This is a genomic window from Tabrizicola sp. T46 (assembly GCF_057219895.1).
Window position 1 is genome coordinate 288,141 of record NZ_JBXVVV010000001.1, and the last position, 25,271, is coordinate 313,411.

General features: G+C 58.5%; 24 protein-coding genes. 9 read left to right on the forward strand and 15 right to left on the reverse strand.

What is annotated here, in order from left to right:
* Window positions 1-114: 114 nt before the first annotated feature.
* Window positions 115-1,497: a diguanylate cyclase gene (locus AC2D9V_RS01500; protein ID WP_484712264.1), complete on the reverse strand. Its 1,383-nt coding sequence runs from the start codon at window positions 1,495-1,497 to the stop codon at window positions 115-117.
* A gap of 254 nt (window positions 1,498-1,751) precedes the next feature.
* On the opposite strand from AC2D9V_RS01500, the gene AC2D9V_RS01505 reads away from it, so the two are divergent.
* On the forward strand, window positions 1,752-3,047 hold the full coding sequence (locus tag AC2D9V_RS01505; protein WP_484712265.1) for a tyrosine-type recombinase/integrase: 1,296 nt from the start codon (window positions 1,752-1,754) through the stop codon (window positions 3,045-3,047).
* 690 nt (window positions 3,048-3,737) lie between these two features.
* Here AC2D9V_RS01505 and AC2D9V_RS01510 read toward each other — a convergent pair.
* The 8 genes from AC2D9V_RS01510 to AC2D9V_RS01545 form a co-directional block, all read right to left on the reverse strand.
* Window positions 3,738-4,406 carry a hypothetical protein gene (locus tag AC2D9V_RS01510; RefSeq protein WP_484712266.1) on the reverse strand — a complete coding sequence of 223 codons (669 nt, stop codon included), beginning with the start codon at window positions 4,404-4,406 and terminating at the stop codon, window positions 3,738-3,740.
* The gene (locus tag AC2D9V_RS01515) at window positions 4,403-5,029 is read right to left on the reverse strand and encodes a hypothetical protein (protein WP_484712267.1); all 627 of its coding nucleotides are present in this window, start codon (window positions 5,027-5,029) and stop codon (window positions 4,403-4,405) included. Before AC2D9V_RS01515 ends, AC2D9V_RS01510 begins: the two co-directional genes overlap by 4 nt.
* A gap of 7 nt (window positions 5,030-5,036) precedes the next feature.
* Window positions 5,037-5,333 (reverse strand): hypothetical protein, encoded by a 297-nt coding sequence (locus tag AC2D9V_RS01520; protein ID WP_484712268.1) that lies wholly within the window; start codon window positions 5,331-5,333, stop codon window positions 5,037-5,039.
* A 2-nt stretch (window positions 5,334-5,335) separates the two neighbouring features.
* The gene (locus tag AC2D9V_RS01525; RefSeq protein WP_484712269.1) at window positions 5,336-6,061 is read right to left on the reverse strand and encodes a hypothetical protein; all 726 of its coding nucleotides are present in this window, start codon (window positions 6,059-6,061) and stop codon (window positions 5,336-5,338) included.
* A 933-nt stretch (window positions 6,062-6,994) separates the two neighbouring features.
* Window positions 6,995-9,481 carry a hypothetical protein gene (locus AC2D9V_RS01530; protein ID WP_484712270.1) on the reverse strand — a complete coding sequence of 829 codons (2,487 nt, stop codon included), beginning with the start codon at window positions 9,479-9,481 and terminating at the stop codon, window positions 6,995-6,997.
* Between the two features lie 285 nt (window positions 9,482-9,766).
* Complete coding sequence (locus AC2D9V_RS01535; protein WP_484712271.1) at window positions 9,767-10,213, reverse strand: hypothetical protein; 447 nt, start codon at window positions 10,211-10,213, stop codon at window positions 9,767-9,769.
* Between the two features lie 8 nt (window positions 10,214-10,221).
* Window positions 10,222-10,581, reverse strand: coding sequence for a hypothetical protein (locus AC2D9V_RS01540; RefSeq protein ID WP_484712272.1), 360 nt, complete (start codon window positions 10,579-10,581; stop codon window positions 10,222-10,224).
* A gap of 49 nt (window positions 10,582-10,630) precedes the next feature.
* Complete coding sequence (locus tag AC2D9V_RS01545) at window positions 10,631-10,819, reverse strand: hypothetical protein (RefSeq protein WP_484712273.1); 189 nt, start codon at window positions 10,817-10,819, stop codon at window positions 10,631-10,633.
* 314 nt (window positions 10,820-11,133) lie between these two features.
* On the opposite strand from AC2D9V_RS01545, the gene AC2D9V_RS01550 reads away from it, so the two are divergent.
* Complete coding sequence (locus AC2D9V_RS01550) at window positions 11,134-11,436, forward strand: hypothetical protein (protein WP_484712274.1); 303 nt, start codon at window positions 11,134-11,136, stop codon at window positions 11,434-11,436.
* 18 nt (window positions 11,437-11,454) lie between these two features.
* Here the strand turns inward: AC2D9V_RS01550 and AC2D9V_RS01555 are convergent, their stop codons facing one another.
* The 4 genes from AC2D9V_RS01555 to AC2D9V_RS01570 all read right to left on the reverse strand — a co-directional run bounded on the left by AC2D9V_RS01555 (window position 11,455) and on the right by AC2D9V_RS01570 (window position 15,738).
* A complete protein-coding gene (locus AC2D9V_RS01555; protein WP_484712275.1) occupies window positions 11,455-13,140 on the reverse strand; it encodes a sigma factor-like helix-turn-helix DNA-binding protein in 1,686 nt (561 codons plus the stop codon).
* A gap of 104 nt (window positions 13,141-13,244) precedes the next feature.
* Window positions 13,245-14,903 (reverse strand): ATP-binding protein, encoded by a 1,659-nt coding sequence (locus tag AC2D9V_RS01560; RefSeq protein WP_484712276.1) that lies wholly within the window; start codon window positions 14,901-14,903, stop codon window positions 13,245-13,247.
* Complete coding sequence (locus tag AC2D9V_RS01565; protein ID WP_484712277.1) at window positions 14,896-15,501, reverse strand: hypothetical protein; 606 nt, start codon at window positions 15,499-15,501, stop codon at window positions 14,896-14,898. The genes AC2D9V_RS01560 and AC2D9V_RS01565 overlap by 8 nt, the downstream gene beginning before the upstream one ends.
* 9 nt (window positions 15,502-15,510) lie before the next feature.
* Window positions 15,511-15,738, reverse strand: coding sequence for a hypothetical protein (locus tag AC2D9V_RS01570; protein WP_484712278.1), 228 nt, complete (start codon window positions 15,736-15,738; stop codon window positions 15,511-15,513).
* Window positions 15,739-16,602: 864 nt separating this feature from the next.
* Here AC2D9V_RS01570 and AC2D9V_RS01575 point away from each other — a divergent pair.
* The gene (locus AC2D9V_RS01575) at window positions 16,603-16,866 is read left to right on the forward strand and encodes a hypothetical protein (RefSeq protein WP_484712279.1); all 264 of its coding nucleotides are present in this window, start codon (window positions 16,603-16,605) and stop codon (window positions 16,864-16,866) included.
* A 632-nt stretch (window positions 16,867-17,498) separates the two neighbouring features.
* Window positions 17,499-17,978, forward strand: a complete 480-nt coding sequence (locus tag AC2D9V_RS01580; RefSeq protein WP_484712280.1) for a uracil-DNA glycosylase family protein — start codon at window positions 17,499-17,501, stop codon at window positions 17,976-17,978.
* Window positions 17,979-18,104: 126 nt separating this feature from the next.
* On the opposite strand, the gene AC2D9V_RS01585 is transcribed toward AC2D9V_RS01580, so the two are convergent.
* Complete coding sequence (locus tag AC2D9V_RS01585; RefSeq protein ID WP_484712281.1) at window positions 18,105-18,581, reverse strand: hypothetical protein; 477 nt, start codon at window positions 18,579-18,581, stop codon at window positions 18,105-18,107.
* A gap of 260 nt (window positions 18,582-18,841) precedes the next feature.
* Here AC2D9V_RS01585 and AC2D9V_RS01590 point away from each other — a divergent pair, with 260 nt between their 5' ends.
* From AC2D9V_RS01590 to AC2D9V_RS01600, 3 genes are all read left to right on the forward strand, one after another.
* On the forward strand, window positions 18,842-19,120 hold the full coding sequence (locus AC2D9V_RS01590) for a DUF3572 domain-containing protein (RefSeq protein ID WP_484712282.1): 279 nt from the start codon (window positions 18,842-18,844) through the stop codon (window positions 19,118-19,120).
* Window positions 19,121-19,130: 10 nt separating this feature from the next.
* Window positions 19,131-19,823 carry an HAD family hydrolase gene (locus AC2D9V_RS01595; RefSeq protein ID WP_484712283.1) on the forward strand — a complete coding sequence of 231 codons (693 nt, stop codon included), beginning with the start codon at window positions 19,131-19,133 and terminating at the stop codon, window positions 19,821-19,823.
* Window positions 19,824-19,928: 105 nt separating this feature from the next.
* Window positions 19,929-21,485, forward strand: coding sequence for a trimethylamine methyltransferase family protein (locus AC2D9V_RS01600; protein WP_484712284.1), 1,557 nt, complete (start codon window positions 19,929-19,931; stop codon window positions 21,483-21,485).
* Window positions 21,486-21,612: 127 nt separating this feature from the next.
* Here the strand turns inward: AC2D9V_RS01600 and AC2D9V_RS01605 are convergent, their stop codons facing one another.
* On the reverse strand, window positions 21,613-22,350 hold the full coding sequence (locus AC2D9V_RS01605) for a DUF1194 domain-containing protein (RefSeq protein ID WP_484712285.1): 738 nt from the start codon (window positions 22,348-22,350) through the stop codon (window positions 21,613-21,615).
* Window positions 22,351-22,565: 215 nt separating this feature from the next.
* Here AC2D9V_RS01605 and AC2D9V_RS01610 point away from each other — a divergent pair, with 215 nt between their 5' ends.
* Window positions 22,566-24,029: a metal-dependent hydrolase family protein gene (locus tag AC2D9V_RS01610; RefSeq protein ID WP_484712286.1), complete on the forward strand. Its 1,464-nt coding sequence runs from the start codon at window positions 22,566-22,568 to the stop codon at window positions 24,027-24,029.
* 109 nt (window positions 24,030-24,138) lie between these two features.
* A complete protein-coding gene (locus tag AC2D9V_RS01615; RefSeq protein WP_484712287.1) occupies window positions 24,139-25,236 on the forward strand; it encodes a calcium:cation antiporter in 1,098 nt (365 codons plus the stop codon).
* Window positions 25,237-25,271 lie beyond the last annotated feature (35 nt).

The window sequence follows — 25,271 nt, forward strand, 5'->3', positions numbered from 1 at the left end:
TCCGCGCAATATTCTTGCGCTTGAAAGCATGATTTCGTCACAAACGGCAAGGGCTTTCTTTCTGCGCCGCAGCATTCCGGAGCCAAATCCGTGCCAACCCCGGCGAATTGCGGGCTAGGCCGCACTCAGGCGGAACGTCACCTGGTTCCGCCCCGATCCCTTCGAATCCAGAAGCGCAAGGTCCGCAGCCTCGATCACCGCGTCTGATGAGTTCAGGCGCGTCCCATCCGACACCGCCACCCCAATCGAGACGGTGACCGTCAGCAGGGCGCCCGAGGCAAGCCGGATCGGCCGCTCCTCGATCGACCGGCACAGGCGTTCTGCGACGGTGCGGGCCAACGCCATGCCGGCATCAGGCAGGGCCACAAGGAACTCCTCGCCTCCGATCCGGGCCAGAAGATCGCCGGTGCGCAGGTTGGCGGTCAGGCGGCGCGAGACCTCGACCAGTACCTGATCGCCAGCCCCGTGGCCGTGCCGGTCGTTCACCAGCTTGAAGCGGTCGAGATCGACGATCATCACCGCGAACGGCCTTCCCTCTTCCGCAGCCCTTGCGGCGATGGCGGCAAGCTGGGGCATCGCGTAGCGGCGGTTGTGCAGCCCGGTCAGCGGGTCGATCATCGCCAGGCGCAGTCCGTCCTCGATCCGGGCGCGCTTCTGGTCGCCCCGCTGTTTGCGGCGGATCAGCCCACGGGTCCGAAGCGCCAGTTCGGCGGTCGTCACCTCGGCCCCGACGACATCATCCGCCCCAAGATCAAAGACCATGGCGGCATCATCGCCTTCGCCGAACCGGCGCAGAACGCAGACCGCCGAATAACGGGTGGCCGTGTGGCTTTTCAACTCCGAAAGAAAGCGCAGCGTGCTTGTGCTGTCAGTGCCATCATCCTGCAGGATGAAGACATCGGGAACGGCGCTTGGGTCCGTTTCGGCCAGGGTCGCCTCGGCCAGCGCCTGCGGGCGCGAAAGAAGCAGAAGATGCGCGCCCAGCGCATCGGCAAGGTCGGCCTGCAACTGGCGGCCGCTGTCGCGCTGGCCGGCCACCACGGCGACGGTCGCCTTCCGCTCGAAAGCCTGCGCCGGCTCGGCAAAGCCGGGGGCAAGCGCCTCACCCACCGGGAAGTCGAGCCCAGCCTTGGCACGAAGGAGGTTGCGCATCCGTGCCAGAAGCACCGCATCCGCCGCCGGCTTGCCGATCACCTCATCCGCGCCTGCGGCAAGGGCTGCAAGCCGCACGGCATTGTCGGTCGCGGCGGTCAGCACGATTACCGGGATGTCCCGCGTTGCCGGATCGGCCCGCAGGCGACGCAGCACCTCGTTTCCCGGCAGGTCGGGAAGCTGCAGGTCCAGAAGGATCAGGTCAGGTTGGTGCGAGGCTGCCATCTCAAGACATGCGACCCCCGACTCCGCGAGGATCGGTTCATAGAACGCCGCCGCCAGCCGGGACCGGTAGAGGATACGGTTGGTAGCGATATCATCGACGATCAGGATGCGCCCGTTCATCTGGCAGAGCCGTCCTTTCCCACTTCGGACGAGTGTGTTACCGAGTTGGTTAAGAAATCCCTAACAGTCCCGTCGTAATTCCGGCCTCAGTAAGCATCCGAGAGAACTCCTAAGAGCCTGTAATCGCTTTACTTCTAGGGTGCCGACGGCTAAGTTTACTGTAGGTTCGTTAAGCAAACTCGGTCGTTGTGACGCCGATTTGATAACGAGTGCTTACTTTTCCGGCTCCGGCTTACTCAATGGTGACTCAATCAATGCCCAAGCTCCCCGAAAACGTCGTCCCTCTGATAACGCGTGGTCCGGGCCGCGGTCAGATCGACATGGACAAATGTGCTGATTTACCTGCCCGAGATGCGCTGGTGTTGCACTACCATCCGGGCCTCCCTGGCCTCAGCCTGAACGTCTATCCCACCGGGCGGAGGGGATGGTTCTTCCAAGGAAAGCTCCGAGGAAAGTCGCGGCGAGTGCAGATCGCAGAGTTCGGGATCGACGATGCTTCGCTCATGTCCAAGGCGAGGCTATGGGCGACCGAATTCCGAGAAGGCCGCGACCCGATTGAAGCCGCCCGTCAAGCGGCGGCGGCGGCCTCGTCGGTCGACGGCCAGCTCACGACTTCCGGACTGTTCGAGGAATACATTCGGGTGCGCGGAACGAAGCTCCGACCCGCATCGGTGGCGCTCTACCGGAAGATCATGAAGAACTACGTCAGCGGGCTGGCTGGGAAGAAGATCACCGACCTACGGCCTCTGGACTTCGTGAACCTCTACCAAGGTCTGACAAAGGAGAAGTCGGCGGCGACGGCCAATACGACCCTCGACATGCTGCGTGCCATGTTCCGGTTCGCCGTCGATCTGGAGCTTCTCGAGAAGTCGCCTGTTGAGGGTGCCCAGCGTCAGAAAATCCGTGTGGCGAGCGGCGTTCGGTCGAGGGTCGTGACGGCCGAGGAGCTTCCCGCGTGGTGGGCGGCAGTCACGAAGCATCCTGAGGAATACCCGTGGAGCGTCATGATGCGACTGGCGATCCTTACGGGTGCCAGACGTGGAGAGATCGCGGGCATGGTATGGTCGGAAGTAGACATGCGGGAAGGCGCATGGACCATCCCGGGCGAGCGGTCCAAGAATGGAAAGTCACGGACAATCCCGTTCACGAGGTATGTGTGGGAGCTCATGAAGCAGGCTCGTGCGTTCGGCGATATGGTGCAACGAAGGAACCGGAATCTGAAAAATGATGGCCTTGTGTTCTTTGTCGGCGGGGACAACGAGCTGCGGCCGTCCAAGAGGGCCGTCTCGAACTTTCAGGTGCCTATGGCGCGGGTTGCCCGTGACGGAGGGCCGCATGTGTCGTGGCATGACCTGAGACGCGCATGGAGCTCGTTCGCAGCTATGACGCCGGGAGTCCAAGAGATCGTGCGACGGAAGGTGCTCGGTCACGCGATGGTCGGGGTCACGGAAGCCCACTACACGGTGATCGGAGTCGAGGACATCCGCGCGGGGATGCAGTTGGTCGAAGATCGAATCCTGGCGATCACCGGTGATTTTCCGCAGCGGTAGTCGTGAGCAGTCTGGCGATCAATGTATGACGGCGCGCGCGCGCCGTCACCTTTTCCGAATTTCGTGTTCAACCAGTTCGAGGGAGTCAGCGCGCGCGCGCTGACTCCAATTCCACAACGAACTACTCAGGACTACCGCTTCGGCGCGCGCGGTTGATTTTCCGCAACGGGTCAGAAGCTCATTTTCGGACGGTTTTGGACGTGTTTAGTCGGCCTGCGACCGGAAAAACCGGACCTGTAGGACTGTTCGTGAAGGGTAAACGGGTAGCGGGCCGGGTTTGACGGCTGCAGCGCTGCTCAGATTTTCCGGCGAATGATCTCGCGGGTCAGGGAGGATGCGAGTGCAGTCAGCCCGCAGTCCTGAGCATAGGCAAGCCTCTCACGCACTTGGGCGTCGGAGAGGTCTTTCCACGTCGACGTGGAATTGGCACCTGCGTTGAGAAGCATGTCCTGTTGTCCACCGGCATTGGTAACACGATCTGAATGGCGCGTGTTGGTGGATCTTGTCACTGATCAGGCCCGTCCAATTCGTTTATCGTCTTGATCGATGTCCAAGACGGGTTCCGCAGGCTTGGCATCGTCGACAGGAGGGCTCAACCATGGAGGGAGCCAGTCCTGTTTCCCAAAGAAACTGACTGAAGCCGCGTCCTGAGCTTCTTTTGGGGATGGAGATTTTCCCATGTGACCTCCCTCAGTTGATCGTGAAGTTCTCGGGTGCGACGATCATTTGCGGCGCGGGGCCGACAAGGCGCGGATGCTCGGCCAGCACCTCTGCGATCTTCTCGATACTGGGATCGTCTTGCATGGTCCGCAAATAGATGGGGAGAATATCCCGAGGAAGCGTGTCGACGAGATAGGCGTCCCGCAGCTTCTGTCCGATCAGTCTGATCTGTAGTCCGGCAAGAAATTGTGGAAGGAGCTCCTTAGCGTGAGAACTGAGCTCTTCCCTGTGCCGCATACCAATCATGGTGTACAGAATTGAGGCCCTGATCGCCTCCTGAGAATTCTTGCCGCCGAGCTTCTCGAGCTCCAACGCATCCTCTTCAGCAATGCCAAGATTTTCGCAAAGCTGGACCGCAGCGGGAGCAATCTTCAGAATTTGAGAGTCAGAGAACTTGAGAAACTGGAGGGTGTTCGAAATCGTGAAAGCTGATCCGGCGACTAGTATTTCGGCGGTCGGATCGATGAAAGCGAAACCGGCACTGGAGATGGTGTAGCCATTGGTGACCGCGAGTAGTCCACGAGAGTCAAACTTCCTCTGGATCGTGACGACAGCAGCGCCATCCTGCGCATAGGCAACACAATGACCAATCTCGTGGATAAGGAGGTCTAGAGCTTCAAGTTCGGTGTCGGTGCTCACTGTGTCGGTCTCCGATGTCGAATGAGGTGTGAAGGAATCTGATCGCCCATCGGGCCAGGATCGAGGGCCTTCCCAAGAGTGGCTTTCGCTTGCCGGATGGCATCACGCGCAATGGCTTGCGGTATGTAATGCTTGAGCGGAAGTGGATCGGGAAGGTTGCTTGCCTTCCGGAGAACATCAGCCAGCTTACCAACACGCCTCAGTCCAAGATCCTTCACGATATGGGAGACCGCCAGTACGACGATCAGCGGCGCAAAGGCATCGCCGTCCCACTTTGCGGCGAGTGCAACATCGGCCTTCGAAAGAATTCCGTGACGTTCGTAGTCGTCGAAGTTGCCCGCCCGAGCAGACTTCAACAGTGTGGCAGGTTCCTCGGCGCCCAACGGCCCGAGTGCCCACAATGGCGCAGCCCGTTTTGCAAGAAGCTCGCTCGGAAGGTGGCAGGCAAACTCACCCTCTTGTGTCTTCACATCCACATACACCAGAGCTTGATCGTAGACATCGCTTCCCGGTGCGAGGAGCTCTACGGCCACTCCACACGAGATCGTATGTAGCAGTTCGTGTCTGGCGATGTCTCGTGCGACCATCAGAGCTTGTGTAGAAGTGGTGGGTGAAGACGACATCAGGTGCTCACTCCAGCGCCCTCTCCACCCAGTCAGGCGCGGTTCCTCCAAGAGTGCGTGCCCGACGTAGCAGTATGTTGTCCGCAAAAGTCTTGATCGCCTGAAGGTTTGCCAGACAGATGCCCATGGCCGCACTCTTCAGGATCAGGTTTTCGTCGAGTTTGGCGATCCGCTGGTCGACGGACGTGGCCAGACTGTCGAGAGCCGACTTCTGCTGTTGAGACTGCTCACGGAGGGCCTCACCTAGTGCTTGAAGGAGTGCCTTGGGAACCGGGTTGCCTGATGGTGTCTTCTCACTGGACATGATCAGCTCTCCCACACCGACTGGAATTCGCGCTCAAGTTCGGCCTTTCTCTGGGAAAGCTGGAACGCCTTGCTATCTCGGGACTTCGACCGGGCGGCTTGATTTTCGCGGTTATGATGTTCGAGACACTGAGCCCGGATTGAGTTTTGATCAGACAGAGAAACACTCTTGTCCAGAGTCCAAGAGTGCGGGAGCTCGTAGCGCGAAAGGACGACGAACGGCTTGACATCCTTTCGAATCACGCAGTTCCCGGCTGCTTTCCGACACGCATCGTCGATTTTCGAAAGCCGAGATTTGGCTTTCTCGATGTCGTTGAAGAGGTCGTCAGCGGCCTGATTTACCGAGGCCAGCACCTCGTCCAGATCGAATTCGGCATCGGGAGAGGCTTGCTTGATCGCGTCCATGAGGGACTTTGCCATTTCGGCGGTCGACTGTAGAGGTCCCTGTCCAAGGACTGTTCCGTCAGTCAAAATGGACGAAACTTCCCGAAGGTCAGTCATTGTCTTTTCGACGGATGCGATAGCGGACTTGAAGTCGTCCAGAATGACGTGGGCCTTCTCGACCAAATCAAGAGCTGAAACATCGTCCGGAGCGTCAGCAACGGATTTGGCAATTCGCAAAATCTCGCTGACTGCGGCGTAGCCAATGAGTGACAGAGATTTTCGTGAAACAGTGATGGGAGTTGAGCTGATCGAGAAATACGCAGGATTTAGGCGTTTGATCAGCATGTGAACCTCCCGAAGAACCCACGTAGGGCGCTTGACTAAGGGTAAGCTACCGCCCAGGTGTAAAGGCGTAAAGTCCTTGAAAAGTCCTGAATTTTCAGAACTTCGGACGGAACAAGAGGTCTCGCGGGTCTCTCCCGGGAATGACTGGGGGACTATCGGGAATTGAGGGATTTTCGGCGACTTTGGGAGGCTGAATGGAGACGGCAACACGACCACTGGCGAACTTTCCGCTGCTCGTTCTGGCCTGGGTTGAAGCATTCCCTTTTCGCTGTTCAGACATCAGCGATTGGGAACTTTCCGGAACGTGGTGCTTCAATGATCGCTGGTATTTGGCCATTTTAGGACTCCTCTGAGGTCATTATAAGGGCCTCTGGACTCCGGTGAAAAGAGAGCTGTTGACGGAGCCGCGAAACGTTTTTCGGCCGCCCCCGCGCTGGTTTGACGCCCCCAACGCGATTTTAAAACTCAGCCCCCCCCCGGCCTCGCCGTGGCCCCTCGTGACGCCCCAGGATTTTCGTGGGCGTGTGTGATGCGAACATCCCGAGTGAAGATCACGAGTGACGATGTTGCCCGACGAGTGGTGGGAGTGAGTGGGTGAGTCAGCCTTGGTGGTCCAAGGACGAGTCACCGTCCGGCGCGCGCGCCGGAGGCTACGCCCAACCCGAGGGAGGCCCGTGGTGAGCGTGAGGAGGGCCTGCCAGCGCGTCGGAGGGTGGCCGGGTATAGGCGGCGCGGGCGGTGGCCTGTGAAGGCCAGCAAGCGCCAATCTTCAGGAGCATCGTCCAAAGATGATCCCACTCCCGGATATAACCTCCAGAGGTAAGACACCTTCCCTACACTACCCTGGGCGGGTATGGGTAAAGGCCCTCAATGGTAATAGGGTTTCAACCTCCTCCCTATATTCTTATACCATTGAGGGCCTTTACCACCCCTTTACCGACTTTCGGAGTCGTTGGTCACGTCAGCCCAAGGTCGCAGGTCAAGCTTCCAGTCCTTCCCGTAGAGCTCCGCAATCTCGGACTCCGCCCCATAGACTCCGTTGAAGACGACCACGCGGATGCCCTTTCCCTTCCGTCCAGCGATCTTCAACCGACCGTCGTGTGTCGGCTCCCCAAACCCGGTAAGCCTCAGCCGATCTTGGTCTAGCAGAAAACTCTCCACATCCCTCCTTGCGGCCTTCGCCGTTTCCCACCTTCCGGAAGCCACCATCAACTCGTAGTCCGCGATCAGCGTCCCGCCAAAATCCTGTATCCACGTCTTCACCCGGCCGGACGGACCGTTCCTGTTCCCCTTGACGCTGATCCAGTCGTGCCATGGAATGATCCCTCTCAGAGGCAGACCTTCGATTGGATACAGGCCGATCTGGAAAATCTTCTTTGGACGCTCTCTCGCATTCACCGTCCGTATGCGTTCCGCCGCCTGAGCAAGTTCAGAGTAGACGACACCCTCGTAGATTTTTCGGCTCAGCTCGTCCGTCGGAAGGTAGATGTCAGTGACTATCGGCGGCATTCCCTCTTGAACAAGATGTGGAACGCTCGTGAGTTCCCACGCAGGCTTTATCGTGTAGTCGTGTGTCTTCATTTTCTGCGTGATCGCCGCAACGATATTGTTCGTGAATTCGTCGTTGAGTCCGGTTCGACCCATGATCACAGCCACATCATAATCCGAGAACTCGTTCAGTCCCCTGATCGCACCGAAGTGAGCGAACTCCGCATTCGGGAAGTCGGAGCACCGCGGTGCGCAATACTCCTCCACATCCTTGTATGTGAAGAACACCACCTTCTGATCCAGAAGAGGCCCGGCCAACATTTCTCGTATGGCCTTTAGAATGCGGAGTCTTTTCGACGGGAGCTTTGTAGTGGAAGCCATAGTCGTTGGAAACCCGGATACGATGTTGTATTCAACATGTCGTTCCAATTGGGCCTCAAAGACCGTGAGGTTTTCGAAGAACATTTTCAGGATGTCGACCGGAGCGGTGCCGTCCAAGAACACCACGGGCCGCTTGTGAGCGAGAGTCCGCACTTCTCTCCGATAGCGAATGATGAACTCAGCTGGATTGTTCGGGTTCTTGTGGATGCAATGCGGAAGAACTCTTGGAAAACTCAGTTCGTCGGCCAGAAGCCGGAATATCTGTGATGGAGTCCAAGAGTGCTCAAACTCTTGGAGCTTGGAGATTTTCTGTTCTTCCGTCAGTCCGCCGAGGTCAAACTCGGTTTCTTCGTCACAGAGCTTCACCATATCCTTGAGTTTTTTCGCCGTGTATCCAAGCGACCGTGGGTGCTCACCCGCCTTTATCTTGTCGAAGATCGCAGTCAGCATTGCGTGAGCCTCGGCCGGCATGGGCGCACGGAGAACCTGTTCAAACTGCTTGAGGCTCGACACCTTGACGACCTCGTCTCGGATATCTTCGTCGATCACCGAACCAACGATCCTTGGTCCAAGTGACTCAAGCGGACTGTCGAAGAGGTGAGTATGGGTGAGGATCAAGACTCCGCTCGACAGAGGCGCGCTCGCCTTGTCCGATTTGTCCGCAAGCACCAGCTGGTCAAGCCGCCTCCAATACTCGCACTCTCGACGGAAGGGACACTCCGGGCACAGGAGTTTGCGAACCGAGAGTCCCTTGGCCACGATCAGCTTGAAGAGGTCGTCTTCAGTTCGGTGGCACATCTTGTCGGGCTGGCCGACGATCACCGGCTGATCCATTCCGTGGACGGAAAGAACCGGAACGTCTGGATGTTTCGACCGGAACTCTTGGACTATTTCGTCTTGAAGACGGCGCGTCGGCACATGAAAGCTGAAGTATCCAGCGAAGGGTTTGCCGGACAGAACACGATGTGAGGTCACCGACGCTCTCCAGAGGTCAGCGATAGCAGAACACGCAGCCGTCGTCTTTCCGCTGCCCTGGGTGACACGGATCAGGTGTCTGGCACTCGGCGTCTGGAGGGCGCGACTGACTTCCTCATACAGCTGAGCACGGAGTTCACTTTTGCCGGAGAGTTCCGGATGTTGAACTCGCTGCCCGACGGAAAGACCGAAGCGGTTCCTCTTTCGACGTCGGACCTGATCCGAAAGGCTCTGTCCTTTCGGAGGCAACGACGGAATAAAATCGTGGACATGCTCGCCGACATACTGTGCTTGAACAAAGAGTTCGTCCCAATCACGAGCTGCCTCTTGGATATATTCCACGACCTCACTCGGAATGAACCCATAATCCGACAAGACCGTTTTCAGAGTGCTGTAGGCGAGCTTCGCCCGCTCCAGTTCGGAGGAAACATCCAGTGTTTGGCGCAGCTTGATCTGCCAGTCTGAGGAATGCGGTTTCCAGTGAATGCTGCGAAGAAGCTTCCGCCTCTCTATGTTCGCGAGAGACTCTCGGAGTTCGGACTTCGCGCTCTGTTCTGGATTTTCGTCAAACGTCAAGTCCCAGCCCCTCAAAGGAGCGAAGGGACTTGTCCTGACCGACACTACCCGCTATATCTAGTTGTAAGGGCGACCAACCCATACTAGATTGCGAGTCGGGTCGGCGGAGGGTTCATTCCCTTCGCCGTTTCGTCTTTTATTGATTGAGCTTTGAGGTAGGTTCGTCCAACGAACCGCCAGGGACTCGGCCCCGGCTATAGACCTACACTAACCGTGTTCGGCCTGATCCGCTAGGCCTCACGAAAATCCGATACTCTGGCCTCGTGGGCAACTGTCGAGATACTGTCAAACTACTGTCATTCTCTTCTTGGAGTGGCGAGACCGACTGTCTGCAAGCCAGTCTTCATACGAGTCCCACTCTGTCCCCCACTTGTCCGTGACCTTCCCGTCGGGTCGGAGTATCTCCTGATACCGACCATCTTCGGCCACTCCAATTCGCTGATTTTCGACATCCTCAATATCTACGAGAATTCCGATCAAAGGACTCTTGACGATAAATTCCTCGTCGGCAAATGAGTAGGCCAACCCGAAGTATCCTTGTCCTCCGACCGGCAACAACGTCAGGGTCAGAGAGAAGATGTCCCCTTGAACACCAAGATCAAATCTCTGACCCCCCTCCGTATATCCGATGCAAACGCCTGTTTGCTGATCGACGTTGATCCGAACGAGCTTGTCCAGATTTACCAAGTCACCTGAGTTCACCCGCAACCACTTTCTCATTTCGTTCTCCATTCGCAGTTTCATTCTTCGGACTGGGGAGGCCATTCCCTCGGATCACCAATCTTGAGTTCCCTGTTCAGGAGCCTCTCGAGCTCCATAGTCTCGCGCCACATGGCCAGGTGACGCTTGTGGTCGGCCTCCAACTTCCGGAGTTCTTTTCGGGCAGCACGATACTTCGCGTCTTCCCTCGGATCAGAACCCTCGAGCCAAGCATCGTTTCGAAGCTCTGCGGTTTCCTCGTCGAGCGCCATGATCTGAAGGTCCATGGCGTGCATCCGGTGCGATATCTCGATCCGCATTTCGGTGAGTAGATCGAGAAGATCGCTTGTCGATTTTCGCTCTCGAAGTTGCGGCACGATGTTGATCACGTTGCTTGCCATCATTTCCTCCTTCGTCGCGCGATGGCCGACCACCGGCGGACACTGTTCGCTACTTCTTCCTTCGATCGGCGAGCTTCTGATGGCGGTCGAGTTCCCGATCCAGCGCTCCCCGGATGAACCCTACGAAGGTCAATTCCGTCCCATGGATAGACGACTTGATGGCGGCTATCTGCTCCACGGGCAGCGCGACCAGCACCTTTTTCTTCGGCTCGCCGTAGTCCACAACCTTCGCGACCATATCCTGCTCCTGTTAGCCTTCGCCTACCGCAAGTATAGGCGCGAGCTAAGGCTCTGAAAAGTTTCAATATAATCGCGCTCCGCGTGAATCTAGCTCGAGCAAGCGAATAGCGTCGCCAGCCAAGCGAACTTGCCCCACGGCAGTCCGGGGAATTATCAAATGACCGGCGACGTCAGCAGTGCGCGAGGCCAACGATGAACCTGAGATCAGACCTACGACATTGCAGAGGATGCGACGGATACTTCTCTCGGTCGTCGTTCAACGGCGCCAAGAACTGTCCCGAGTGCAAAGCGAACCCGAGGCCACGGAAAGGAATGCTCCCGATAGAGATCCTTCTTGGTGGGAATGCAGCCTACGAAGAGATGCGGTCACTGGCTCGGCAACGCGAGGCCGAAACCGGCATCCCGCATGACGTCGATCACATCGTCCCCTACTGGGGCAAGCCGACCCGCCCCGGTCTAGTGGCAATCTGTGGCCTGCACATTCCGAGCAACTTCCGGGTCATCCCGAGTGCGGAAAACCAGAAGGACAAGCGATGGTTCTTCACAGAGGACGAGGCCAGGGCGGAAGAAGCCCGACTGATGTATCTCGCCAGGTCTGGAACCTGGGTCGATTGACAACCGATCTAGGGAGTTTCAAAGCTCGTCTTCGACAATTGACTCATCGTCAAACTCGTCTGTATCCACGATGCGAGTGAACTCCTCAGGCTCGTCTCCTACAATTCGCACAAAGACATTCTGCTTTGCAATATCAAAATCGAGCTGAAGAAAGTCCTTGTTGGAAACACCCAATGCAAGGAAGGCAACCCGAAAACCAGCCATAAATCCATTCTCAATCCTTGCTACACCGACACTTAATCCATCGACAGTTCGCACTGTCCAATCACCCGATGTCAAATTAAAGACAAAGGTCGGAACTGAACGTGTACCAGCCTTAGCAGACGGCCTATCTACTTGAAAATGCCACCAAAGTGTCCCAGCCTTAGACCACCCAAATGAGTCGTCAAAACGACTATCTTTGATACTCTCCTTAAGCTGCCTGATCGCACCAGGAGTAACGTCTTGACCAACTAACGCAAACACACCCGTAGCGAGTTTGGTGATAAACGGCGAGTAACTCAAATAGACATAGAAACTATTGATATTCATTCCTAGTTTGTCGATGCAATAGTCCTCTAGTTGCTCCCTAGTCAAGGGACTTCCGAGCGCCAGAAAAGCAGACACCAAGCCTTGATCATTTGCGCCAAGCTCAGTCGGCTCAGAACTCTCCACTGCAATCGCAAACCCGCTAGAGATGTTTGCAATACCATAGTGCTGGAGAAGGCAACCAAGGGCCACTACCGGGGGAACGAAGTTGACCCTAACATGACGTCGTAGCGCAGCGCGCAACTCATGAACTTCCACCTTTGGCGCCACAGAAAGAACCTTTGCTGCAATGTTCGCCAGTCGATTTCGTGTCGACCGCTTAGACAAAAGCCACATTGAGTCTTTGTCCAACCATTCGACCTCCGGAAACAAGTTCAGCAAGATTCGCACTCTCTCTACATCATCAAGATCAAGTCCTATGATGAGTGCAAGACGTTGAATGCTTGTACAGCCGTTTGAAGAAGTCTCCTTTCGTAGTGCTAAAAGAAGTTTTTTGGGAACAACGATTTCATCCCGTGTACCGAACAGATCTAGATTCCCAATACGGACCTTAGCTATCGAGTGACGTTCACCAACAAGCTCCAATGCGCTAAGGACTCCTTCAACATGAAAACTGATCTCGGAAAGTCCAGACCTCTGCGCAACGCAGAAAAAATCCTCATTTGTGAAAACTGGCCCAAGATCCGAGTTAAGAAGACCTTTCGCCCTCTCCAAACACGGCAAAGGGCGCCAAATCCCACTTAGCGCCTTCTGTGCCCTGGAGGATATCTGCCGAACTCGCTCACGTGTCAGGCCATACCTTTGTCCAGTGAATTCAAGAGTCTTTGGTCCCGATGCGTTAAAGCCATAAAGCACAGCGAGCATCTCTGCGTTTCGCTCATCCTCGACTTCATTTAGCAGGGCCGACAATTCGCTTTCGAGAGTGTCGTGATCGCGCCAAGTGGTCGGACACAGTTCGAAGACCCGCTTGTGCACCCGGCGACCCATGGCTTTGCGGGCTACTGACGCGAGCTCATCCTCCCAACCGCTTAACTTCATGTCAAACGAGAGGCCCAGCATTTTGAGCACAGCACTAGCGTCCCTGTAAGACTTCCATCCCAGTCCCGGCTTGTGAAGAACATCGTCAGGGGACAGCTGCACAAAGCTACCTAAAAGAACGACTCCATCATTCTTCATGGATGTGACAAGCCGGTTCGGCATGCCAACCTCAGCAAGCGTTGCCAATAGAACTTCATTGCCACCCGACCAAGGCACGTCGAACAATGTTCGCTGTCTCCGCTTCAAGAGTACAGGGTGCCAGCAGCCAACAAGGCCATACGGTTCATGCCCTCTCGAACAGCTGTGATCGCGTCCTGCGGATCCATGAAATGTCCATCATTAGCCATTTCGACCGAGAGCGCGATTGAGTACTCAGCAAATGCTACTTCGTAGGCTAGTCGACGGAATGCTACATCCTCAATACCGCCAACCTTCAGGGCAGCAGCAAGCTGCGGATGCTCGACATTGACCAGAATGCTACGGCTAGACGACTCGTATTTTGCGCGGGGTTCGAACTCTCCCATTTCCTTGAACTCAACACTGAAGCCACCCCCTCGGGACTTCTTGATAGAATCCAACTTACGCTTTCCTGCTTTCTCTTTACCCTCGCTGTCGTCGTCATAAGTGGAAGCGGAATGGTCCGGAGTAGGATCAGGATTGGGTGGCTTCGAGCTATCATTATGGATATCTGATGGAGCACCATCTTCTGATAACTTGATAGCAGGGTGGTCCCCCTTACCGGCAAGGGTATCATAGTCCTCCTCATCTGCTATGATTGATGGCTTGTAGTCTTTCGCTCCCGCTGTGTGCGCGAGAACATTCTGGATTTGAACCTTCCACTGCTGAAAATCCTTGTTGATGATATCAGCAATTGCATCGGCCTCTTTCTGGAGCCGCTTGGTCTCTTCCTTTTGTTTCCGAAGGCGCTCTTCTTCTTCCAGTTCCTGCAAAACCAATTCTAGTTTCATACCAACGAACGAAATAATGGCTCGCACCAATTCGTTCTTCTGGTTCAAATGTCCAGAGCGGGACATGTCAAAAGGAGGTATTGGTGACTTGTCGTGTGCCAGTGCCGGCACATCAATGTTCCCCAAGATGTAGTTCGTAAACTGGCGTTTTTCCTGACCAGCCAAGGTCGACTCGTGCAGGACTCCGTTAGAGGTTACGGCGATTCCTTGCTGTTCCTTTGCAAGCGGTGCTTTAGAAACACCTATCCGCAAGGTCACGTCACCCAGTTGCTTGGCGAACGGTGACTCAGATGCCTTGAACTCTCTCTGGATTCGAACCGACGGTTCCACGTATTCGCACTGATGCGTACCAACAAAAACGGTGACGCCCTTCCAGAATGCGATGTGTTTTTCGATCTCGCGTGTTATTGCGTTGGTGTCGATGTTTCTTAGATTAATGTCCCCGACTTCAACGACGGTGCCATTCGGCTCGTGGGTGGCGACCTCTTGCTCTATAAGTCTGATTGGAACCGTCTCAGCCGCCTCTGGTCGCTCAATGTCTGCTCTGTGCAACTCAACTCTTGACCGCTTACCATCCTTTACGGTCGTCACCCGCAGTATGTTGGCTATGCCAAAAGCAGCTGACTTTCCAGTTCCAAACATTCCACGCCCAGGTCGACCAGCCTTGGCATCAATGTTTTCACCGTGCATCGTGAAGTAATTCCCAAGGTCAGCAAGGTTCATACCCCTTCCGTTATCCTTGATGATCATTCGCTTTTGGCTTTGGTCGATGTTCACAGTCACCACGGGTGTCACGTTGGCATCGACATACTGAAGGCCGTTGGAAACATACTCCCACGCCACCTGCCATTCATGTTTAAAGAGGGCAGCACTTTGAAGCAAGTCTCTACCAATGTGCGATCTTACCTTGAGAGTGGCGGGCTTGTTATTCACGGTCTCGCACCTTTTTTGCAATATCCTCGATTGCCTGTGACATTACATGGTCGGCAGCAAAAACATCTCTTGCCCGCTTCACACGGGAGCGCCGCAAATCGCCAACGATGTAATCGTCTATACGAAAGAACCTCTCAGCTTCGACGGCTTGAATATCGTTGGCGTTCCCATCCTGCCACTTCCGAAAGGCCGTTTCAGTTTGCATACGCACGCGCTCTCGCGTTGCCCACGATTGCTCTTTCTGTGACATGCGGACTGTTTCTTCAGAGTTTCGTCCAAACTCTTCCGAATGTTCTTGGCAGAACTTCAATCCCGCCTCAGTGAGCAACCAGCCATCTCGCTCAGACCCTGTTAAGAGCCGCCCCATCTTTTCGGATGCGGCATCCCAGAGTCGCTTTCGAATTGTTTCGATGTTGATCTGCGCCGGATACTTACGCCAACTGAACCGGCCAGGCGCCAGCTCGGATGCCTTGACTGCAATATCTTCTGTGTCGGCAGGCCCCCTGGAAGCACCAGCTAGATGCGCGGCAAGTACGGCAACCTGCGTGTTCGATAGTCGCGCTGCTTCGTTGGCAGCGTCCGTGGCTTTTTTTGCCATGCCGCCTCTCTACAGTTTGAATTTCTGTCCCGACTTCGAGCGAGGGGAAGCAAAGCGCCCTTCCACTTCGCTGACCTCTGCCCTGAGCGCCTTGATGATACTTCTAACTTCCTCTTCCTCCCACTCATAGAGGGAACGATTGGATAGGTTGGATATCCGCCCTATCGCCTCAAGAGCCTTGTTCGTGCGGCTCTCTGCAAGCCTACGAAATTTTTCGTGTCTTTCACTATCGGCCATCGCGCAGAATCCTTCCAGTTTTCGCTCAGGAGTGTGAGATTTTCTCTGCATAGAGTCAACAGAGAATTCTCCAAATTTTCTCTGTATATGCGGACGAATATTTGTCGTGCTTTTTTGATGGGTTTCGGGAGAGCTGTGGGAGTGCTGGAGGAGAGCCTTTGCGCAAGAAGTGTAGCAAGTATCAGTCTGGCCTTTAGGGTTGAGCTTCGATCATCGCACAGTCTAACCGCTAGTTTTTGGTCGGTGAGGTTGCTGCCTCTGCACATCGCCCGCGCTTGCGGACGTAGGAAATCGATTCCTACCGGGGGCTGGCCGGGGTTACCCGGCGAGGGTCCGAGCCTCCTTGTAGGTCCGCCGAACGCTCGTCCCGTAGCTCCCGATTACGACCGCCGCCGACTTCTGGGCCTTTAGCCGCGCAGGCCGCGAACTCGGCGAGCTGCATATGAACGATGAGGCGATTGTCGGGAGGAAGGTGTCGACGGACTTCCTGTCCAAGACGCCACATGAGGCCCACCAACCGCTAACCCGATGTAATCGGACGTTAAATCTAGGTCCGTGCAGAGGCCTCGGAAGGGGGACCGGCTACCTAGCCCTACGGCGGAATTTTGAACGTCCTTGTAGGTCCGCCAATAAAGGACGATTTTGGTCCTTGGACCATTGACGCCACGTCACTCTTGCAGTCACCCCCCGACTCAGAGTACCCGACGCCCGCTGGGGACGATTGTCTCAGAGCTTATCTCAAGAAAATCGAGAGCTCTGACATCCCTGGCTTCCCCCAAAGTCAGCCATCGACCACAGGCTCTTCGTTTTCTTGATCGCTCTTGGACTCTCGTGATCTCCAGCGTTCAACCAACGGAGACCACTATGGCCACCAAAGCCAAAGACCAAACCGCGCCAGCCGCCCTATTCCACTTCTATCTGCACTGCCATGCAGATTTCACGAATGGCGCTTGGGAGGTTGACATTGAAGATTTCACAATCGCAGTCCCCAAGAATTTTGCACACGCGTTGATTGATCTTCTCAAGAGTCCTAGAATGTCGGAAGATCATTCTCATATTCAGGGGATTACAAGCGTTAAGTGGGGTGAGCACCCACCCAAGATCCTTCACATTGGAACAGAAAGCTGAAACTCACCGGTTAATCCAAGAGGGAACGAATTCCTCTTGGACAGTCCCGTCGGCCCACGACCGCCCAGCCCTTTACTTCCAATGAGCTGGGCGGCTAAACTGAGGGCGGGGACTGGACCTGCGCCTTCTGGCTTCATTCCGGATCGAAAATGCCGCTGCGGCCGTCGAACTCGCCCACCTTCTTTATCAAGAAATTCCCGAGGTTGCGCCGACGCTGAAATGGGATGCCGGTCGTCAGAGGTGGACTGTCATAATCCAATCCACCGCCGAGTGGCACAAGCTCAACGAGTGCGCTGTTGGACTACAGTCGGGACTCGTTTTCAAGATCACACTTCACGAGTTGCCAGGTGCCTACGGCTCGGGCTAGGCGGAAGTCCAAGACACCTAGCAGGAACGGCTGGCGGAGGCCCAAGGAGGCTCTTTACTCACAGGCGTAGGGCCGGGGCGCGGGCGGGAGATCGACCGTCTGCCGCCCGAGCGGAAGAAACATCAAGGATACTGGTGGGTTTCGGAGAACTTTGATGTGTAATCTCGAACGCAGAGCTGAAAGATGAAGCAGTTTCTAGTCTGGTTCGTGATTGCCTACTTGGTTGTCTCACTCGTGATTTGGGGCATCGATGTCTAGCACGCGCATGATCCCGAAGCTCGCGGCATACCACTCTGGCCCGTTTCGCCTCGCCTACATGTTGCAAGATCCCTGGGGGCAGCACACCGCTGGATCAGGTGCCGCAGTCACGAACGAAGTCGGCGTGCTAAATCCTGATCCCAGCGCCCGAACCTGCAAAGCTGCAATCGAAGCTGCTGGCCTGACGATTGCCGAAGTTCTGCCGCTCAATGCCATACCGTGGATCAATGGTAAGCTGACCCGTGACCAGCTCCGCGAAGGCGCAGCTTACAATCGTGCCCAGATACTGGCGTCGGGCGTTCGGGTCGTCGTACTGGCTGGCAAGGCAGCTCAACGCAGCGAGGAGTTCCTCGACCTTCCGCCGTCGATCATCGTTCGATACGCACCACATCCGTCGATACGCGGACTGGCGAACTTCTTCCGCGATGGGCGCAGGCTAGCAATCGATGAGGCGAGAGAGGTGTTTCAGTCGGCATTTCGCTCGTAATCCAAATAGCCGCCCGGTGGAGCCCGATGGGATACCTGCGGAGCGGCTGGCGGACCCTGCAGAGGGTTCAGACGCTAGGCCGGTAGGGCCGGGGCGCGGGCGGCAGGAGGCCTCAACAGCGGCTCCTCAGGCGGCGTCTTCCATGGACCCGAAGGCTATCTCCACTCCGGCATCCGAGACAGCCACGCCACGTTCCCGCAGCAATTTGCGGGCGGCGCTGAACATCACACTCGAAGCTGGGTTCCGGGGAATATTGAACCGCTTCCTGAGGCCCGAGTCCTTCTTGATCTCAAGGATGGCATCGAACAGTGCGCCCATGTTGGGCATGATCCGTGCATAGTAGGTGTCCGGGTGAATGCCGGCCAACGACAGTAGAGTGGCAAGATCTTTGGAGGGTTTGGTGAGGAAGCGGATGTCGACGTCGTTCCCCGCAACGGCATGGCGGACAGTTTCTCGCAGAACAGCGCACCATAAGGATCTGAGGCGTCCGCCTTCGATGACCATCTTGGCGCTTGAATGCAAATGGTCGTCCAGACTTGGGCGAACGGAATTCCGACCGTTGGACGTGGTGGGGAGAAGGTTGACTGTGGACAGATTGTCCATGACGGATCGGCCAGGGACGTAGGCGGTCGCTGTCTGCACTGTGGACTCCTTGTGCTGTGAGGGCGGCTAGGAGTAGGGTAAAGCTCACGAAAGTTGGTGACAAACCCTTGCTTACTTCTCCTGAGTTTTGCAGTAAGCTAGAGTGCGATTACCTTCCGATAACAGTGTGTTACGAGTGACAACCTTGGAAAGAAATCCTTTCCGATTTCCCTCTCATCTTCATTTCGTCGCGATCAGCGCGGCCTTTTGGAACCGCCCGGGTGCAAACCGACTCCGCCCAGATCATCGCCCTCCAGGCCTTGGCTTGGATCGTGTCCGACGATGACCGTCTGGCCGCGCTGATGGCCAACAGCGGCATCGATCCAAGTGGTTTGCGCGCCCGTGCCGACGACCCCCAGACGCTGGCCGCGGTCCTTGACCACCTGCTTTCCGATGATCAGGCCGTGATCGCCTTTTGCGACGCCCATGGCCTGCCCTACACGTCTCCGCTTGCCGCCCGCGCCGTGCTGCCGGGCGGCGATACCCTGCACTGGACCTGAGAGCCGCCGCATGATCGACGCCCTGCTTTTCGACAAGGACGGTACCCTCTTCGACTTCCGCATCAGTTGGGGCGGCTGGGCCGCCGGGTTCCTGGCCGAAATCGCCGATGACGCGGCCCATGCCCAACAGCTGGGGCGGGCGATCGGCTTTGACGCGGTAAACCGGACATTCGCCCCGAACAGTCCCGTCATCGCCGCCACTGCCGCCGATATCGCAGCGGCCCTCGCCCCGCATCTGGGCGGCATTTCGGTCGCCGACCTGACCGACCGGATCGACGAAACCGCCGGCAGCGCGCCGATGGCCGAAGCCGTTCCCCTGCGGCCCCTCCTGCAGGCGCTGCGGGGCCGTGGTCTGCGGCTCGGGGTTGCCACCAACGATTCCGAGGCTCCGGCGCGGCAGCATCTTGCGGTACATGGCATCACCGACTGCTTCGACTTCATCGCCGGCTACGATTCCGGCCATGGCGCAAAGCCGGGACCGGGCATGTGCCTTGCCTTTGCCGCAGCCTGCGGGCTTGACCCGAACCGGGTGGCGATGGTCGGCGACAGCCGGCACGATCTCCAGGCCGGACGCGCCGCCGGAATGCGCACCGTCGCCGTCCTGACCGGTATCGCGCGCCCTGACGACCTTGCCCCGCTGGCCGACGTGGTGCTTCCCGACATCGGCGCGATTCCGTCCTGGCTGGACCGGATTTCCGCCTGACCGGCCACCCTGCCGCGTGAAAACGACGCAATCGCGTCGCGGACAGAGTGAGCATCCGCGCCACTATCCGTCATCTTCGCGGTCCAAGGACAACGGAGAACCAGGATGACCGACGAGCCAGTCCGCAGGAAGCGCGCCGGTGGGCGGGCGGGGATGCAGGTCCGCGCCGGAAGCGCCGTGATCGACCAGATGCCCTGGCGGATCCCGGTCAACCCGGACCGCCCGACCGAACCCCTCGAGCCCGAGGGCGTGCAGCGCATCCACAAGACGGCGATGCGGATACTTTCGGAGATCGGGATCGAGTTCCTGAATCCGGACGCGGCGGAGCACCTGAAGAAGGCCGGATGCCGGGTGAACGGCACCAATGTCCGGATGGACGAGGACTTCGTGATGGAGATGGTGGGCAGCGCGCCCTCGACCTTCACCATCACCCCCCGCAACCCGGCGCGCGAGATCGTGATGGGCGGCAACCATATGGTTTTCGTCAACGTCTCCTCGCCCCCCAACGCCTGGGACCTCGAACGCGGCAAGCGGTCGGGCGACTTCGAGACGTTCAAGGAATTCATGAAGCTGACGCAGTATTTCAACTGCATCCACGTCGCCGGGGGCTATCCGGTCGAGCCGATCGACATCCACCCCTCGGTCCGCCACCTTGACTGCCTTTATGAAAAGCTGACCCTCACCGACAAGGTCGTCCATGCCTATTCCCTCGGGGCCGAGCGGGTCGAGGATGTGATGGAGATGGTCCGCATCGCGGGCGGGCTGACGGAGGACGAGTTCCGGGCGAAGCCGCGGATGTATACCAACATCAACTCGGTCAGCCCGCTGAAGCACGACTTCCCCATGCTTGACGGCGCGATGCGGCTGGCCAAGCGGGGGCAGCCGGTGGTGGTCACGCCCTTCACCCTTGCCGGTGCCATGGCCCCCGTCACCATGTCCGGCGCGGTCGCCCTTTCGATCGCCGAGGCTTTGGCGGCGGTCGCCCTCCTCCAATACATCGCGCCGGGCTGTCCGGTGGCGATCGGGACCTTCACCTCGAACGTTGACATGAAGTCGGGCGCGCCGGCTTTCGGTACGCCGGAATACATGCGGGCGACGCAGATGACGGGGCAGCTTGTGCGGTTCTACGGCGTCCCGATGCGGGCCTCGGGCGTCTGTGCGGCGAACATTCCCGACGGGCAGGCGATGTGGGAGACGTCGAACTCCCTCTGGTCCGCGGTGCAGAGCCGGACCAACATGGTCTACCATGCCGCCGGCTGGCTGGAGGGCGGGCTGATCGCCTCACCTGAAAAGTTCATCATGGACTGCGAGGTCCTGCAGATGATCCAGCGCTATTTCGAGGAGGCGACCTTCGCCACCCGGGACGAGGACCTGGCCTTCGACGCGATCAAGGAGGTCGGGGCGGGCGGGCACTATTTCGGGGTCCAGCATACGCAGGAGCGCTATCAGAACGCCTTCTATGCCCCCTTCGTCAGCGACTGGCGGAACTATGAGGCCTGGCAGCTGGACGGGTCGGTCTGGACCCCGGAACGGGCGCACCGAATCTACAAGCAGATCCTGGCCGAGTTCGAGGCGCCAGAGATGAACGGCGACCACCAGGAAGAGCTGCGCCGGTTCGTCGCGAAGCGGAAGCAGGAAGGCGGCGCTCCGACCGATTTCTGAGGGGGTGCGGAGCCTCCTCGTGCGGCTTCGCCTTCTCGTCGGGAGGGTCCAGGCGCCCATGACCACGCTTTGACCACGGTGGTCAAATCTAGCAAGTCTTTGTAAAAATTATATATTCCAGATTCCGTTAAGGTTTTGGAAAGGTGTCCGCAACCACCGTTTCGACGCCGGTCAGCCCTTCGCCGGGCGCGGGCAGATCACCGGCGATTTCAAGGATCAGCTTGCGCCGGACCGCCTCGACAAATCTGTCGGTGCGCTCGGTGGCGATGACGAAGGCGCCCGGGCCACCGATCAGCTGGTCGCGATAGATTTCGTCCAGCGCGTCGCCATCGCCCCCATCAAGGATCGGCAGGCCGTTGATCGTGATCCCGGCGGCAAGGACCGAGGCGCGCGCCTCGGCGATCCCTGCCCCGCTGAAATTGCCAAGGCTGTCGCCGGAGAAGTCGATCACACGGCGCAGGCCGGTAATGCGGTTTTCGTCAAGCAGGCGCTGGCCTTCGAGAAGCGCATCGCCGATGGCGTTCCTACCGATCGCAAGGCGTGGCGGTTCCAGCAATGCCAGAGCGAAGGCCTCCGCCGTGGCTTCGCCGTCGATCACCGTCCAGTCGACGATCACCACCTGATTGGCCGCCCATTCGACATAGGTGACCGCAATCGACCCGGTAAGGTTCGACCGGATCGCCGCCAGCACATCGGGATGGGTGATCGCGGCGGCATAGCCCTGGCGCTGGAAATCGATCTCGGACTGGGTGATCGAGCCGGAGGCATCGGCGAGGAGCACAAGTTCAAGGTCCACCTCCTGCGCCTGCGCGGAGGCGGCGAGGGGCGGCAGCACGACAAGCGGGATCGCAAGGATACTCCTCATTTTCCAGAGCTAGAACGCTTCGCCCGCAGGACAATCGCACCCCGCACCACGCACCGCCGGAAACTGCAAGGTGCACGGATGCGGCAATCGGCGGCAGGTCGGCCGCGAGGATTGCTTTGACCGCCGGGGGCAAAGGTGGTCTCCTTTCCTTCAGGCCCGCGCGGTCGGCTGGGGTCGACGATGCGTCCGTTCATTCCCGGGAAAGGAACGCCGCGATGATAACCACAGACATTAACCGCTGCCAGCACATCATAGCCCGTCCGGGCTGTGCCTGCTGTGCGACCGAGGTCCGCGCGATCACGCGGAAGATCAACGGCGACCTTTCCCGGCGTGGTTTCATGGCCGGCACGACCGCATCGGTCGCGATGCTGGGCATCGCAGCCTATTCCCCTGCAAGGGCGCAGTCCGCCGATCCGGCGACGACCACCCTATTCACCAACGTGCGCCTTTTCGACGGGCTGGCGCTGAACACGCGCGAGGGGGTTTCGGTCCTTGTCGGTGACGGCATGATCCTCGATGTCGCCGACGGGGCGTTGTCGGCCCCCGACGGGGCGACCGTGATCGACGGCGGCGGGCGCACGCTGATGCCGGGGCTGATCGACGCGCACTGGCACACGATGCTGGCGAGCCTGCCGGTCGCGGTGATGATGACCGCGGATGTGGGTGACGTCCATTTTGCCGCCGCCGCGCAAGCCGAACGGACCCTCATGCGCGGCTTTACCACGGTGCGCGATGCGGGCGGTCCGGCCTTTGCGCTGAAGCGGGCGATCGACAGCGGCAGCGTCGTCGGGCCAAGGATCTATCCATCAGGCGCGATGATCTCGCAGACCTCGGGCCACGGCGACTTCCGCATGATCTGGGAGCTTCCGCGGGTCGGCGGCGATTTGCAGCGGGCCGAGATGGTGGGCGCGGCGCGGGTGGCCGACGGGCGGGACGCGGTCTTGCAGGCGACGCGCGAGCAGCTGATGCAGGGGGCGAGCCAGATCAAGATCGTCGCCGGGGGTGGCGTTTCCAGCAACTACGACCCGCTCGACGTGCTGCAGTTCCTGCCCGAAGAGATGGAGGCGGCCGTCCTCGCTGCTGCCGATTGGGGCACCTATGTGATGGCGCATGTCTATACGCCGAAGGGCATCCAGCGCTGCCTCGCTGCGGGGGTAAAGTCCATTGAACATGGCCAGCTGACCGACGAGGACACGGTGATGATGATGGCCGACAAGGGCGCGGTGTGGAGCCTGCAGCCCTTTGTCGAGGAACTGGAGGACCTGACCAACGTCGCACCCCTGCAGGTTTCCAAGAAACAGCAGCTTTGGGTCGGGACCGACACGGCCTATTCCCTGGCGGTGAAGCACGGCGTGCCGACCGGCTGGGGCAGCGACATCCTGTTCGACGCAAAACTGACCGAGCGGCAGGGCGAGAACCTGTCTTACATCCGTCGCTGGTACACGCCCGCGCAGGCGCTGGTGCAGGCCACCTCGCAGAACGCGTTCATCCTGGGCATGTCGGGGCCGAGGAACCCCTACCCCGGCACGCTGGGGGTCATCCGGAAGGGCGCGCATGCCGACATGATCCTGTGCGAGGGGGACCCGACCGAGGACCTTGATCTGGTCGCTGACCCCGACACCAACTTCCGCGTCATCATGAAGGCTGGGACGGTCTACAAGAACACGCTTGCCGCCTGACGGGGCGGAGGTCCTGTTCTTTTGCTGTCCTGCCCGTGATTTACGCCGTGGCCTAGTTCAGCTAGGGTTTCCCTAACGCACGGGTGAGATGCGGCTGGGAAGGACGCGGATGGCAGAGGCAGGCAAAGCGCACGTCTTCGTGCCCCGCTGGACCTGGGCCGCTCCTCTGCTGGTCGCGGTTATCCTGTCGCTGAAGTATTCCGGGATCCTGCCGAAGGAGTCAGGGCTGGTCCTGATCGCCTCGACCGCGCTGATAGGGTTCAGCGTCTTTGCCGCCGTGCATCATGCCGACCAGCTGGCCGCGCGGGTGGGCGAGCCCTTCGGGTCGATCCTTCTGGCGCTGGCGATCACGGTGATGGAGGTCGCGGTCATCCTGTCGGTGATGGCCGCCGGCACGGACGGGGCCGACGCGGTGGCGCGCGACACCGTCTTTGCCGCAGTGATGATCGTGCTGAACGGGATCGTCGGGCTTTGCCTTGTCGTGGGCGGGATCAGGCATCACGAGCAGGGCTTCCGCACCGATGGCGCTGCAGCGATCCTGAGCGTGATTGCGGTGATGGCGACGATCTCGCTGATCCTGCCGAACTTTACTCTGACGCGCGAGGGGCCCTATTACGCGCCGGTCCAGCAGGCCTTTGTCGGCGTGGTGTCGCTGGTGCTGTACGGCGTGTTCCTCTTCGTGCAGACCGCCCGGCACCGGCAGTATTTCCTGCATGACGACACGCCCGGACATCCCCATCCGGTGCCGGACAACCAACAGACTTTGGCCTGCACGGTCCTGCTTTTGGCCAACCTTGTGGGCGTGATCCTGCTGGCCAAGGCGCTGACGCCGGCGGTGGAAAGCGCGGTGCTGGGGGCGGGGCTTCCCATTGCCTTCGTCGGCGTGGTGATCGCGATGCTGATCCTTCTGCCCGAAGGCGTAACCGCCCTGCGCTTTGCCAATGCGAACCGGTTGCAGAGCAGCCTGAACGCGGCGCTGGGGTCGGCGCTGGCGACGATCGGGCTGACGATCCCCTTCGTGGCGGTGGCCGCGCTGGTCCTTGACCGGCCGCTGGTCCTTGGCCTGAATGCGGAAGGGATGACGCTTCTGATCCTGACGCTGTTCACCAGTTCGCTGACGCTGGCGACGGGGCGCACGACCATCCTGCAGGGTGCCGTGCATCTGGTAATCTTCAGCGTCTTTCTTGTCCTTTCTGCCGTGCCGTAAACGCCTTCGGGCCAAACCAGTAACCAGAACGAGGG